This window comes from Stenotrophomonas sp. YAU14A_MKIMI4_1, from assembly GCF_003086855.1.
In the GTDB taxonomy this organism is placed as follows: domain Bacteria; phylum Pseudomonadota; class Gammaproteobacteria; order Xanthomonadales; family Xanthomonadaceae; genus Stenotrophomonas.
The window spans coordinates 2100391-2113722 of sequence record NZ_CP025998.1 but is presented as its reverse complement, the minus strand read 5'-3'; the positions used below and the strand labels follow the sequence as shown (position 1 = coordinate 2113722).

Here is a 13332-nt window from a genome sequence, read left to right as displayed (position 1 = left end):
CCCTTTTCCCCGGAAAAGGGCTCTGACCCCAGGACACCGGAAGGCGCCAGAAATCCGGCGCATTCAGAAAGCACATCGACGTTAAAGAGAAAGGGGGTACGGCCGATACATCCTCCGTGCACCTCCCGAGAACGTCCATGTACTCACGCATTTTCATCCGTCTGGCCGCCCCCCTGGCTCTGACCCTGCTGCTCCCTTTCGCCATCGGTTTCGAATGGCCGGCCGCCCTGCGCTGGGCGATCCTGACCACGATGACGCTGAGCTGGCTCGGCTTCGCGTGGTGGACCACCCGTGCCCAGGCCCATCGTTCCCCGGAACATGCCCGTGTCCTGCGTGAGCAGGACCAGCTGCTGACCGAGCTGCGCAGCTTCGTCGGCAACGAGATCGACGGCTCGCGTGGCGAAGTCGAACGCGCCCGTGACCTGATCCGCCAGGCCGTGTCCAGCCTGGGTGGCAGCTTCGATGCCATGAACCGCAAGTCCCGCCAGCAGAGTCAGGCCCTGTCGCGCATCGTCGACCGCGCTGGCGATGAAGGCAGTGCCGGCCTCGACGTGGCCCGCTTCGCCCAGCACGCCAGCAACCGCATGGAACAGCTGGTGGAAGCGCTGGAACAGGTGAGCGGCCAGAGCAGCACCACCGTGCAGCACATCGACCAGATGGCGCAGCACCTGGACGGCATCTTCGCCCTGCTGGAAGACGTCAAGTCGATTGCCGACCAGACCAACCTGCTGGCGCTGAACGCGGCCATCGAAGCAGCTCGTGCCGGCGAAGCCGGTCGTGGTTTCGCGGTGGTGGCCGACGAAGTGCGCAATCTGTCCGAGCGCTCGACCACCTTCAACGAACAGATCCGCAAGCTGGCGCACAGTTCCAAGGACGCCATTGCCAAGGTGCGCGAGACCGTCTCGCACATGGCCTCGCGCGATATGGACCGGTCCCGCGAAGCGCGCCAGGAAGCGGCAACCATGCTCGACAACGTGGCGCAGATCAACGCGTCGCTGGGCGATGGCATGCGCGAAGTCTCCGAATGCGCCCGTTCGATCGACGGCAGCGTGGCCGAGGCCGTGCGCGCCCTGCAGTTCGAAGACATCGCCACCCAGGCCCTGGGCGGCGTGCACACCCACCTGGATCGCCTGACCGCGATCAACCGTGAGGCGGTGGCCCTGCAGGAGCTGCTGCACCGCAATGGCGGCGTGTTCGACGAAGAGATCGCCACCGCACTGCAGCGCACCGGCAACCGCCTGCGCGACCTGCGCAGCGAATGGGAACGTCCGCCGCACAAGCCGGTTGCCCAGCAGAACATGGGCGCCGGTACGGTCGAGCTGTTCTGACCCTGATGTCCGCTGCCTTTTCCGGCAGCGCCGAAGGCCCCGGTAGTTCCGGGGCCTTTGCCTGTACGCTAGCTCTGGACCACGCCGACCCGCGCAGCATGACCCTGATCCGCGCCCTGCCCCCCATCGACGCCAGCCAACGCCCGCGCAACCCCAGCGTGCGCGAGCAGTTGCAGCAGCTGGAGGACGTGGCGCGCGAGGAGATTCAGGAGCTGCAGCGCCTGGCCGATGCCCGCCCCGCCCCGCCGGCCCAGACCGACGCCCTGATGAGCCTGGCCTGGGATCTCGGCCTGGGCGGCGACGCGCTGTAGATCCACGCCATGCGTGGATGGGCTCGTACCCATGGCATGATGCCCCAGTCCCGTTCATGGAAGACCGATGGCCATCGCCCTGATCGCATTGGTGCTGATCGAATTGCTGCTGCTTCTTGCATGGGCGCCGCTCTTCTTCCGCACCGGCATCGTGCTGTTCAACCAGCGCATTGCCGCTTCACCTGACGATCTGAAACGACTTTCGCTGGGCGGCCTGGAATACGATCTTCCGACCGAACGATGGGCGCGCCTGGCATTCCGCGCCCTGCCCGACGGCAGCGTTGCATTCCGTGAAAGCTTCGTACCGGGATTCGGTGGCCGCTACTTTCCCTTGCTGCACGGCCAGATCGTGGTGGACACGCGGCGCCGCGAAGTGCGTGTGCTCGGCCGCTGCAGCTGGTTCGCAACGGTCCTGACCGTACTGCTGGTACCGATCGTGCTGCTGCGCCCGGTGGCGTGGCCGATGCTGGCGGTGCCGCTGTTGTTCTATATCGGTTACCGCATCCAGCGCCGGCGCTATGCCAATGTAGTGGAGGCGGTGCGCGCACGGGTGCGCAACGAATTCCCTTGGCAGTTCAAGGACCCACCCCGGTAGATCCACGCCATGCGTGGATGGGTGTCTGCGAGCGCACGCGTTCGTGCCAACCAAGGTTGGCACCTACCGTAGATCCACGCCATGCGTGGATGAGGGATTGCGCACGCGTGCGTGCCAACCAAGGTTGGCACCTACCGTAGATCCACGCCATGCGTGGATGGATGATTGTCGGCCCATGCAAGCGTGCCAACCAAGGTTGGCACCTACCAATGCGGTGTGGGCCGGCGTCAGCGGGCCAGGGCGACTTCGCTGCCGGCGTGCTGCTGGCGCAGCCATTGGGCCAGATCGCGCGGGCTGAGCGGGCGTGAGTACAGGTAGCCCTGGATCTCGTCGCAGCCCTGGCGGCGCAGCATGTCTTCTTCCTGGTGCGTTTCCACGCCTTCGGCCACCACCTTCATGCCCAGCGCGTGGCCCAGGTGCACGATAGCCTGGGTCACTTCGGCCGTACCCGAGTCGTGCAGCATGCCCTGCACGAAGCTGCGGTCGATCTTCAGCCGCCCCACCGGGAAACGATTCAGATAGTTCAGGTTGGAGAAGCCGGTACCGAAATCATCCACCGCCAGCGGTACGCCATGCCGTTCCAGCACATCGAAACAATGGCGCAGGATGTCGGTGTCACGGATCAGCGCCGACTCGGTCAGTTCCAGTTCCAGCCGCTGCGGCGGCCAGCCGTGAGCGTGGCAGATCTCGATCACGCGCTCGGCAAAGCCCCGGTCGCGCAACTGCACGGCCGACACATTCACCGCCACGCGTTCGAAGCACAGACCGGCGCGGTCCCACGCCGCAGCCTGGCGGCAGGCCTCGTTCAGCACCCAATCGCCGATGCGGACGATTTCGCCGCACTTCTCCGCGATGGGAATGAACTCGGCCGGGCTGCAGTAGCCGATGCCGGGGCGGTGCCAGCGCAGCAGCGCTTCGATTGCCGGCGGTTCGCCGTTGTGTGCGTGCAGCAGCGGCTGGTAGGCCAGGCTGAACTCTTCGCGCTCGATCGCGCCGTGCAGGCCGTGTTCGATCTCCAGGCGGCGCTGGATGCGGGCCAGGGCGTCCTGGCTGTAGTACTGATACGTGTTGCGCCCGGCTTCCTTGGCCGCGTACATGGCCGCATCGGCGGCGCGCAGCAGCGAATCGAAATCGGTCTGTGATTCACCCAGCATGGCGATGCCGACGCTGGCCCCGACCTTCAGTGTGGTGTCGCCACGACGCAGCGGCTCGGCCAGCGAGCCAATCAGCTTGCGTGCCACATGGCCGGCATCCTCCGGCTCGGCCAGGTCGCGCAGCACCACGATGAATTCGTCACCACTGAAGCGGCCGAACAGGTCGTTGTTGCGCAGGTTCTGGTGCAGGCGGGTGGCAGCGGCCTTCAGCAGCGCATCGCCGGTGGCGTGGCCAAAGCTGTCGTTGATGTTCTTGAAGCCGTCCAGGTCGATGAACAGCATGGCCAGCGAGGTGCCACGGTCGCGCGCCTCTTCGATGGCTTCGGCGGTCTGCTCGCCCAGCAGCACCCGGTTGGGCAGGCCGGTCAGCAGGTCGTAGTGGGCCAGCAGTTCGATGCGCTCGCTGGCCTCGCGTTCGCGGGTGATGTCACGGAACAGGACCACGTAGCGGGCCGGCAGGCCGTCGCGGCGGTCCAGCTCGATCAGCACCTGCACCCACACGCGCAGGCCGGACTGCCGGTAGAAGCACAGGTCCAGCTGCTCGGGCAGCCCGCCATTGGAAATGCGGCCCAGCGCGGCCTCGAACGCGTTGCGCGAGTCCTCGGTGTAGAGCGCCAGCGCCTGGTCCAGCGTGATCGGTTCCTTGCGCAGGCCATGGATGCGGTAGCACTCCTCGGTCCACTGCATGTGCCGGGTGGACACTTCGATTTCGCAGCCGCCAATACGACCCAGCGCCGACACGCGATTGAGCAGCTCGGTGCGCCAGCGGATCAGCGCGTCGGTCTGGTGTTGTTCGGTGATGTTCTGCACCTGGCCGAGCAGGCGCTTGGGCTGCCCGTCCATGTCCAGCAGCGGCTGCATCCACAGGCGCAGGTGCTGCGAGGGCTCGCTGCCACGGGTCAGTTCCAGGTCCAGGTTGGCGGCGCGGCCGTCGCGCCACAGGCGCCGCCATGCAGCGCGCAGCGCACCGCGCGAGCGCGGATGCAGTTGCTTCAGCCAGCGCCGCTGGCCGGGCACGCTGCCCTGCTCCAGCGCCAGCAGCGAGCGCAGCTCCGGCGACCACCAGAACCGGTGGTTCTGCGGATCGAACGACCAGCTGCCCATGCTGGCGATGCGCTGGGCCTCGCTCAGGTGCAGCTGCTGTTCCTGCAGCAGTGCTTCCAGCTGCTTCTGCTGTTCGATATCGGTATGGGTGCCGACCATGCGCAGCGGCTGGCCGTCGGCGGTACGCGCCACCACCCGGCCGCGATCCAGCACCCAGCGCCAATGGCCATCGCCCTGGCGGAAGCGGAACTGCGCGCTGTACTGCTCGCTGTGCCCGCGCAGGTGCTCGTCCAGCACCGCGCGCACATCGGCGATATCGTCCGGGTGGACCCGGCCCAGCATCTCGGTAGCGCTTTCATCGCCCAGCGCGGGCGTGCGCAGCACGCGGTCGGTGGGAATATCCCAGTCCCACAGGCTGTGGCCGGCACTTTCCAGGGCCAGCGCCCAGCGCCCGCCGCCGGTCAGCGGTACCGGTTCAGGCACGCTGAGGGTGAAGGCCAGCAGGTTGCCGCTGCCATCGTGCACGGCGCGCAGGTGGCCGTCGTAGTGCCCCTGCGGCCCGCCGGGCAGCGAGCACGGCACTATGCCGCCGTCGGCTGCCAGCAGGCGCAGGTCTTCCAGCATGGGGGCATAGGCCGCCAAGGTGGCCGGCAGCCCATGTTCGCGCGCGGCCGGATTGGCCGCCAGCGGGCGGCCACTGCGGTCGACGATGACCAGTGCCGACGCGAGCGGATGCTGCAGCAGGCTGGCGATGATCCCTTGGTCCACGCGATCTAGCTCCGGAAAGACGCGCCCGACAGCGGGGCATGCAGTCCTTAACGGCCCGCCGCAGGGATAATTGAGTGGCCATCGCACACCCGCGCGGTAAGATGGCTGGCGCCCCTCCTTACTGCCCCTGTCCATGCCCGCAGACCCAACCGGCACCGACCCAGATTCCGCCCTGCGGATGGCGCAGTCGTTGCGGCGCGACCGCCGCCGGGTGGTGCTGAGCTATCTGATGATGGCCCTGGCCTGGATCATTGCCTCCGACGGCGCGGTGAACGGGTTCGTGCTCGATCCGCAGCAGGCCGCCTTCTGGCAGAGCGTGAAGGGCGCGTTCTTCGTCTTCGCCAGCGCGGGCCTGCTCTACCTGCTGCTGCGACCACTGGCCGAGCACGTGCTGGCCACCCATGCGCGGCTGCAGATGTCCGAGACCCGCCTGCGGCAGATGTTCGAGGGCAACCCCGGGCCGATCCTGGTGTACGACCTGGACAGCCTGGCCATCCTCGATGCCAATCCCGCGGCATGCCTGGCCTTCGGCTGGGAGCGCGAGGAACTGCTGGCCCGCACCATCGAGATCCTGTGGCCGCGCGGCCAGGACCAGGCGCTGCAGACCAAGCTGGAGGCGATCCGCGAAGCGCCCGAGCAGCTGTGCATCCTGCGCGCGCAGCTGCAGCTGCGTGATGGCAGCCTGCGGCAGATGGAGCTGCGGTCCAATGCCATCGACTATGACGGCCACAACGCCCGCCTGCTGATCGCCATTGATCGCACCGCTGAAGACCTGGCGCAGCTGCGCCGTGACCAGGCGCTGGCGCGGGTGGAGGAAGCCCACGAGCTGGCGCGCATCGGTGCCTGGGAACTGGACCCCGCCAGCGGCCTGGGCCGCTATTCCAACCAGGTCTACCATCTGCTGGGGCGGCGCCCGCCCGAGGCCCGGCGCTGGCACCGCTTTGACGAACTGCTGGTGCCGGCCGACCCGGCCACTGCCGCGCAGACCGAGCAGCTGCTGGCCGACCTGTGCGCTGGCGAACCGGTCCAGGTGGACGTGCTGCTGCCGCTGCTGGCCATGGATGGGCGCGCCCTGATGGTGCACCTGCGCGCGACCAGTGGCCGCGACGAAGCCGGCCGCGAACGCGTGCTGGGTACGCTGCAGGACGTGACCGAGCGCGAGCAGTCGCGGCGCCTGCTGCGTGAGCGCGAAGAACAGTTCCGCGAGCTGGTGCGGGTGCTGCCCGACGGCGTGGTGATCCTGTCCGAAGAACATGTGCTGTATGCCAATGCGTGGGCCGCGGCGCTGTTCGGCTATGGCAGCCATGCCCTGCTGGGCGAGCCGCTGTCGGCGCTGGTGAACGGCGCCGATCTGCAGCGGGTGCGCGCCCAGTTGCGGGCCGGCCAGCCGCAGCACAGCCCGGGCCACAGCAGCGTGGCGGTCATGCAGCGTGCCGACGGCCGCCACTTCCATGCCGGCCTGGCGGTGGGTGAGGTGCGCTACGGTGGCCGCGACTGCAAGCTGCTGATCGTGCGTGACCTGAGTGAAGCCGAACGCACCCGCAGCGCGCTGGAAAACAGCAACCGCGAACTGCAGGCCATGGCCGGGCGCCTGTTCTCGCTGCAGGAAGACGAGCGCCGGGCGATCTCGCGCGACCTGCACGATGACATCGGCCAGGCGATCACCGCCATGAAGCTGTCGGCCTATGCCGCGCAGGACGAACAGGACCCCGCCCGCCGCGGCGAGGACCTTGCGCAGATCGTCAGCCTGGCCGACACCACCGTGGCCAAGCTGCGCGACATCTCCACCCTGCTGCGCCCGCCACAGCTGGATGCGCTGGGCCTGGAAGCCGCGCTGAGCTGGCAGGCGCGGGTGCTGTTCCGCTCGTCGCCGGTGGAGCTGCTGGCCGACATCGACGCCCTGCCCACCCGCCCGGACAACAGCATCGAACAGGCCTGCTTCCGCATTGCGCAGGAAAGCCTGACCAATGCCCTGCGCCACGCGCGCGCCAGCCAGGTGCAGCTGCAGCTGCGCGACCTGGGCCAGCGCGGACTGCACCTGCAGATCCGCGATGATGGCGAGGGCTTCGACCCCGATGGTCCGCGCGGCCTGGGCCTGATCGTGATGCGCGAGCGCGCGCAGAGCGTGGGCGGCCACGTGCATATCGCTTCGGCGCACGGCGCCGGCACCCTGGTCGACGTCCACCTTCCTTACCAGGCCGCCATGACGGCGGCCGTCGAGTCTCCGGAACACTGAACCATGTGGAACCCCAACCTGCCCCCGGTCAGCATTGACGACGCCCCCGACCGGCTGGGCGCCGGCAACCCCGAACTGCAGGCCATGGTGGCCGAGGCGGCCTCTGGCGGCACCCCGCTGATGCTGATGCACGTGGACATCGACCACTTCGCTTCGGTGAACGAGAACATGAGCGCCGAAGTGGGCGATCAGGCGCTGGTGCTGGTGGCCCAGCGGCTGCAGTCGTACCTGCGCGGGCGTGGCAAGCTGTGGCGGCACGGCAGCGATGAGTTCCTGATTGCCGTACCGCGCACCGCCGACCTGCCGCTGCCGGAAGACTTCGCCGAAGAGATCCGCCAGCAGATGGAGCTGCCACTCTCCGTACTGCCGTACACCCTGTTCATGACCGGCAAGCTGGGCGTGAGCCTGTGCCCGGAACATGCCAGCAGTGCGTCGCGGCTGCTGGACCACGCCGAGGATGCGCTCTACCAGGCGGCCCGCGAAGGCGGCAACGCGGTGCGCATCCACGCAGTGGACACCCCGCCCAGCGCGCACAGTGAAAGCATCATTGCCCGGCAGATCGTCGATGCCATTCCCAATGGCGAACTGAAGCTGCGCTACCAGCCGCTGGTGAGCGCACGCGATGGCCACGTGGTGGGCATGGAAGCGCTGCTGCGCTGGCAGTCGCCCACCCTGGGCATGCTGGTGCCGGAACGCTTCATGCGCACCGCCGAACGGCTGGGCATCATCGTGCAGATCGGCACGTGGGTGCTGGAAGGCGCACTGAAGCAGGCACGCCTGTGGCGCGACCAGGGCTTTGACGATTTCACCATTGCAGTGAACGTGTCGACCCTGCAGCTGCTGCGCCCGAACTTCTTCGCCGAAGTGATGTCGTTGATGCAGGCCGCCGGCGTTCCGGCGCACATGCTGACGCTGGAGATCAACGAAAGCGCGCTGACCAACAACGTCAATTTCGTGCACGAAACCCTGGCCAACCTGCGCAATGAAGGCATCAGCCTGAGCCTGGACAACTTCGGCACCGGCGATTCCAGCCTGAGCGCGCTGGTGCGCTACCCGGTGGACAAGCTGAAGATCGACCGCAGCTTCATCAAGAGCGCCCCGGCCGGTAACCGCGAGGCGGCCATTGCCCGCGCGATCATCGCCATGGGCCACCAGCTGGGCATGACGGTCATTGCCAACGGCGTGGAATCACAGGCCCAGCTGGGCTTCCTGCGCCGCAACGACTGCGATGTGTTCCAGGGCTATCTGTTCGGCGAGCCGATGTCGGCCGATGCCGCCGGCATGACCCTGCGCCGCCGCTACCTGCGCCCGGAAGCCTTCGCCGAAACGCGCCCCGACCGCACCCTGCTGCTGCTGGATGACGAGGAAAACGTGCTGCGTTCGCTGGTGCGCCTGTTCCGCCGCGATGGCTACCGCATCCTGGCCGCCGGCAACGTGCGCGACGCCTTCGATCTGCTGGCGATCAACGACGTGCAGGTGATCCTGTCCGACCAGCGCATGAGCGACATGAGCGGCACCGAATTCCTGGGCCGGGTGAAGATGCTGTACCCGGACACGATCCGGCTGGTGCTGTCCGGCTACACCGATCTGAACACGGTGACCGATGCGATCAACCGCGGTGCGATCTATCGCTTCCTGACCAAGCCGTGGAACGACGATGAGCTGCGCAAGCACATCCACCAGGCGTTCCGCACGTATGAAGAGCAGCGCCGCAGCAACGCAGGCCCGGCGCTGGCCGAGCCGCTGGAAGGTGGCGAGGATCGTACGCCGTTGCGGTGATTACGCCCGCCGGGCATTGCCCGGCGCTACCGGAACACGTGGGTAGCGCCGGGCCATGCCCGGCGAAGGGCGGTCGAAGGTCAGCGCGGCTGCTTGATCGGCAGCACCACGCGGAAGCGCGAGCCCACGCCCGGGGTGCTGTCCAGATCGATGCGGCCGTGGTGCTTGTTGATGATGCTGTAGGAAATCGACAGGCCCAGCCCGGTGCCACTGCCCACCGGCTTGGTGGTGAAGAACGGATCGAAGATGCGCTGGCGCAGTTCCGGCGAAATGCCACCGCCAGTGTCTTCAAACTCCACCCACACGGTCTCGCCATCCACGCCGGTGCGCACGGTGATGGTGCCGCGCTCGGCAATGGCATGGCCTGCGTTGAGCAGCAGGTTCATGTACACCTGGTTCAGTTCCGACGGCAGGCATTCCACCAGCGGCAACTGGCCGAACTGGCGTTCCAGGGTGACCTTGTACTTGAGCTCGTTCCAGATGATGTTGATGGTCGATTCAAGGCCGGCATGCAGGTCCACCAGCTTCCACGACTCGTCGCGGCCGGAGTACGAAAAGTCCTTCAGGTCGCGCACGATGCGGGTCACCCGCTCGATGCCTTCGCGTGATTCGGCCATCAGCTGCGGCAGATCCCGGCTGATGAAATCGATGTCCAGGCGGTCACGGATATCGTCGATTTCCGGAATCAGCGCCTTCGGATCGGGCGCACGCAGGGCGCGTTCGTAGGCTTCGATCACCGTGAACAGACTGCGCAGGTATTCCTGCAGGCTGCCCAGGTTGGAGTGCACGTAACCGATGGGATTGTTGATCTCGTGCGCCACGCCAGCGGCCAGCTGGCCGATGGAGGCCATCTTTTCCGACTGCAGCAGCTTTTCCTGGGTGCCGTTCAGACGCAGGTACGCCTGGCGCAGTTCGGCATGGCGCTGCTGCAGCTCGCGTTCGTAGTCTTCCTGCCCTTCAATGCGCTGGAACAGCGCCAGGTAGTGGCTCTGGCCGCCCTCGCCATGGTGGTACAGATGGGCGATGACCACGCCCTCGCCCAGCGGCAGGCTGCCACTCCAGGCACCCTGCTGCCGGGCCTGTTCAAGGGCATCAGGCGGCAGCAGTTCGCGCAGGCGCTGGGCCGGTGCGGCCGCACTGTCGGCGTTGCCCAGCAGGTGCTGGGCGGCCGGATTGGCCAATGCCACCTGCCCGTCTGCGGTGAACAGCAACAGCCCTTCGCGCAGGCGTTGCAACAGGGCCTGCAGCACGGGCTGGGAAGGAAGGGGGGCGGTAACCAGGGCGTTGGCGGCGGACACGTCGACTCGGGGGCTTGCGAACAGGCGCCCAATATACGCGCTCCGGCTGCGGGTCACAGCCCGCCCGGTGGCGGCCAGTGGCCGCCGGGGAATCAGGCGACGGCCAGCGGCCGGCGCGCAGTGACGGTGTGCGACTGGCCCTTGGCGTCGTAAGCCGAGGCGTCTTCGGTGCGGCCGAGCTGGCGCAGCGCCCAGTTGACCTCGCGGCGGCGGCGCGACAGCAGCACGCCGTTGGCGCGGTTGCGCTCGGCCAGTTCCTGCAGCTGTTCGCCCTGCCCGACCGGCGGCGTGCCTTCCAGCGCACGCAGCGCTTCCAGCTTGGCCCCGGTGGCGCGGATCAACGCATGCACGTCGTGCTCGACCAAGGCCTGGCGTTCAACGTCCAGGGCCTCGGCAAGGCGCTGCAGCGGCTCGCTCATGGCCGCGCTCATCCCTGCAGCTGCTGGTCCAGCTCGAGCATGCGCGAAGCAATCGCGTCCGGATTGATCTTGTAGGTGCCGTTCTGCAGCGATTCGCGCACTGCGGCCACGCGCTGGGCGTCGATCGCCGGGGCGGTGCTCAGGTCGCGTTCGATGGCCTGCAGGTTGGTGGCTTCGCCGGTCAGGCGCAGGCTGTCAGCTGCTTCCACCGGGCGGGCAGCCGAATCGCTGCTGACGCCGGGCTTGATGGCCGGGGTCGTCACGCCGCGCAGGGCCTGCGGGATCTGCAGATTGCCGTCGATTTTCTGGCTCATGGGGTGTCCTGGAGTTGCCGTACACAAGGGATAACGGCCGCTGGGCCGTGATCTTTAGGGATTTTCCAAACTTTTTCAACGCGCCACGATTACGTCACCGGCCGCATCCACCACGCCCTGCACGATGCGGCGGGTGGACAGGTTTTCGACCGAAACGCGGTCGTTGTGCCCGGCATCGCCCAGGGCGCGGCCGGCAATACGTACTTCCACGGCGCCGGTGCGGGCGACCAAGGCCACATTGTCTCCGCGCTTGATGAGACGCTGTGCCAGAAGATCATTGCCCGACAACAGGCTGCCGGCCGCCAGCGGACGGCGCGCAATGCGCCCCACCGCCGCGGCCGGGTCGGCCAGCACGGCGCCGGCAATACGGGCGGCGTCACGCTGGGCAGTGCTGATATCGGCCGCGCTGATGGTTTCTCCAGTGGCGATGCCACGGGTCAGCACCAGCACGGTCTGGTTGTGCCGTACCTTCACCGGCACGAACAGGCGCCAGCCGCCCGCATCGGGGCAACTGACCTCGACAGTGGTGTTGGCGGTGGGCTGCACCGCCAGCGGCTTGCCACACTGCGGCAGGCGCAGCGCATCGGCCACGATGGCCTCGCCTTCGCTGCCGGCCGCCAGGGTGGACAGCGCTGCGGCACGAATGCTGGCCACCGGCTGCCACTGCGCGGCCTGCGCCCACGGCGCGGCCATCGCGAGCGCGGCGGCTACTAGTAATGTCATCCGGCACATGGCGCCTCCTGGGTTCGCTGGGACCTGGCCCGGAAGGATGCAAGCGCTGTGCCAGCCCACCTCTGCAGCGTCGAGCGTGCTCGACGTCCGGCTTTTGTAGCGTCGAGCTTGCTCGACGTCCTTCTGTAGAGTCGAGCCGTGCTCGACTGCACGGCACATCAGTCGAGCATGGCTCGACTCTACAAGAGGCGGAAGTCGAGCAAGCTCGACGCTACGACCGCGGGGTGTGGGCATCACATGACCCTCAAGTTCGGCGGGCACCACGCCGATACAGCAGCCATGTCCCATGACCTGCTCAACCGGATCGACCAGCGGACCCGACTGGCCGGCCACAATCGCCTGGCGCTGCTGCTGTTCCGTCTCGGCGGACGTCAGCTTTTTGGCGTCAATGTCTTCAAGGTGCAGGAAGTGCTGCGCCGGCCCGAGCTGTTCCAGGTGCCCGGCCTGCCCGGCCAGTTCGCCGGCGTGGCCGACGTGCGCGGCCGCTCGGTGCCGGTACTGGACCTGGGCCTGGCCATCGGCCACCCCGAGCGTGAACCGGATGCGGACACCGCGCCGGGCTACCTGGTGGTGACCGAGTTCAACCGCTCCATCCAGGGCTTCCTGGTGAGCGGGGTGGAACGCATCGTGAACATCGCGGTGGAGGACATCCACCCACCGCCGGAGCTGGGCGCCGAATCGAGCTACCTGACCGCCGTCACCCGCTTCCAGGGCGAACTGATCCAGGTGATCGACGTAGAAAGCGTGCTGGCCGACATTGCCCAGGTGCGCGGTGAAGCCGTGCTGGACCCGGCCATGGCCATGCCTGCCGACGCGCCGCAGCTGCAGGTGCTGGTGGTGGACGACTCGCGGGTGGCCCGCCAGCAGATCCGCAGCGTGCTGGACCAGTTGGGCGTAGGCGCCACCCTGCTGTCCGACGGCAAGCAGGCGCTGGACCACCTGCTGCAGATCCACGCTTCGGGCGAAAACCCGGCCGAGCGCTACGCCATGGTCATTTCCGATATCGAAATGCCGGCCATGGACGGCTATACGCTGACGACAGAAATCCGGCGCCACGCCGGGCTGTCCGGGTTGTATGTGCTGCTGCACACCTCCCTGTCGGGCGTATTCAACAATGCGATGGTCGAACGCGTGGGCGCCAATGCCTTCGTGGCCAAGTATTCGCCGCACGAACTGGCGGACTTCGTGCTGGACCGCCTGCGCAAGGTGGCCATGGCGGCGTAAGGCCGCCACGCGGGGTCGGATCCCCGCAGGGGCTCTGACCCCTTCACGCCTCCCCTGTCCCAATGGGGTCAGAGCCCCTGCGGGGATCTGACCCCTTCACGCCAATGCCTTCGTGGCCAAGTATTCGCCG

Annotated in this window: 11 protein-coding genes; 6 read left to right on the top strand and 5 right to left on the bottom strand. The window is 67.5% G+C overall.

What is annotated here, in order from left to right; all coding sequences use genetic code 11:
• The first annotated feature begins 137 nt into the window (after positions 1-137).
• The 3 genes from C1931_RS09695 (at position 138) to C1931_RS09685 (ending at position 2234) form a co-directional block, all read left to right on the top strand.
• Positions 138-1328: a methyl-accepting chemotaxis protein gene (locus C1931_RS09695; RefSeq protein ID WP_108749595.1), complete on the top strand. Its 1191-nt coding sequence runs from the start codon at positions 138-140 to the stop codon at positions 1326-1328.
• A gap of 5 nt (positions 1329-1333) precedes the next feature.
• On the top strand, positions 1334-1639 hold the full coding sequence (locus tag C1931_RS09690) for a hypothetical protein (RefSeq protein WP_233614753.1): 306 nt from the start codon (positions 1334-1336) through the stop codon (positions 1637-1639).
• Between the two features lie 67 nt (positions 1640-1706).
• Positions 1707-2234: a hypothetical protein gene (locus C1931_RS09685; RefSeq protein WP_108756149.1), complete on the top strand. Its 528-nt coding sequence runs from the start codon at positions 1707-1709 to the stop codon at positions 2232-2234.
• Positions 2235-2461: 227 nt separating this feature from the next.
• Here the strand turns inward: C1931_RS09685 and C1931_RS09680 are convergent, their stop codons facing one another.
• Entirely contained in the window at positions 2462-5200 is a 2739-nt protein-coding gene (locus C1931_RS09680; protein WP_108756148.1) for an EAL domain-containing protein, read from the bottom strand.
• A 133-nt stretch (positions 5201-5333) separates the two neighbouring features.
• Here C1931_RS09680 and C1931_RS09675 point away from each other — a divergent pair, with 133 nt between their 5' ends.
• The gene (locus C1931_RS09675; RefSeq protein ID WP_108756147.1) at positions 5334-7436 is read left to right on the top strand and encodes a PAS domain-containing sensor histidine kinase; all 2103 of its coding nucleotides are present in this window, start codon (positions 5334-5336) and stop codon (positions 7434-7436) included.
• 3 nt (positions 7437-7439) lie between these two features.
• Entirely contained in the window at positions 7440-9215 is a 1776-nt protein-coding gene (locus C1931_RS09670) for an EAL domain-containing protein (RefSeq protein ID WP_108756146.1), read from the top strand.
• An 80-nt stretch (positions 9216-9295) separates the two neighbouring features.
• On the opposite strand, the gene C1931_RS09665 is transcribed toward C1931_RS09670, so the two are convergent.
• The 4 genes from C1931_RS09665 to flgA all read right to left on the bottom strand — a co-directional run bounded on the left by C1931_RS09665 (position 9296) and on the right by flgA (position 11969).
• Positions 9296-10513: an ATP-binding protein gene (locus C1931_RS09665; RefSeq protein WP_108756145.1), complete on the bottom strand. Its 1218-nt coding sequence runs from the start codon at positions 10511-10513 to the stop codon at positions 9296-9298.
• A 92-nt stretch (positions 10514-10605) separates the two neighbouring features.
• Positions 10606-10944, bottom strand: coding sequence for a flagellar protein FlgN (locus C1931_RS09660; RefSeq protein WP_108749585.1), 339 nt, complete (start codon positions 10942-10944; stop codon positions 10606-10608).
• Entirely contained in the window at positions 10941-11246 is a 306-nt protein-coding gene (flgM, locus tag C1931_RS09655) for a flagellar biosynthesis anti-sigma factor FlgM (protein WP_108756144.1), read from the bottom strand. Before flgM ends, C1931_RS09660 begins: the two co-directional genes overlap by 4 nt.
• A gap of 75 nt (positions 11247-11321) precedes the next feature.
• On the bottom strand, positions 11322-11969 hold the full coding sequence (gene flgA / locus C1931_RS09650) for a flagellar basal body P-ring formation chaperone FlgA (RefSeq protein ID WP_199912421.1): 648 nt from the start codon (positions 11967-11969) through the stop codon (positions 11322-11324).
• Positions 11970-12257: 288 nt separating this feature from the next.
• On the opposite strand from flgA, the gene C1931_RS09645 reads away from it, so the two are divergent.
• Positions 12258-13202, top strand: a complete 945-nt coding sequence (locus C1931_RS09645) for a chemotaxis protein (protein WP_025879111.1) — start codon at positions 12258-12260, stop codon at positions 13200-13202.
• Positions 13203-13332: the final 130 nt, after the last annotated feature.

Excerpts from the sequence above, each read along its gene's own strand:
- C1931_RS09690 (WP_233614753.1), top strand. The coding sequence starts at position 1,334 with ATGTCCGCTGCCTTTTCCGGCAGCGCCGAAGGCCCCGGTAGTTCCGGG.
- flgA (WP_199912421.1), bottom strand. The coding sequence starts at position 11,969 with ATGACATTACTAGTAGCCGCCGCGCTCGCGATGGCCGCGCCGTGGGCG.
- C1931_RS09695 (WP_108749595.1), top strand. The coding sequence starts at position 138 with ATGTACTCACGCATTTTCATCCGTCTGGCCGCCCCCCTGGCTCTGACC.
- C1931_RS09685 (WP_108756149.1), top strand. The coding sequence starts at position 1,707 with ATGGCCATCGCCCTGATCGCATTGGTGCTGATCGAATTGCTGCTGCTT.
- C1931_RS09660 (WP_108749585.1), bottom strand. The coding sequence starts at position 10,944 with ATGAGCGCGGCCATGAGCGAGCCGCTGCAGCGCCTTGCCGAGGCCCTG.
- C1931_RS09675 (WP_108756147.1), top strand. The coding sequence starts at position 5,334 with ATGCCCGCAGACCCAACCGGCACCGACCCAGATTCCGCCCTGCGGATG.
- C1931_RS09645 (WP_025879111.1), top strand. The coding sequence starts at position 12,258 with ATGTCCCATGACCTGCTCAACCGGATCGACCAGCGGACCCGACTGGCC.
- C1931_RS09670 (WP_108756146.1), top strand. The coding sequence starts at position 7,440 with ATGTGGAACCCCAACCTGCCCCCGGTCAGCATTGACGACGCCCCCGAC.
- flgM (WP_108756144.1), bottom strand. The coding sequence starts at position 11,246 with ATGAGCCAGAAAATCGACGGCAATCTGCAGATCCCGCAGGCCCTGCGC.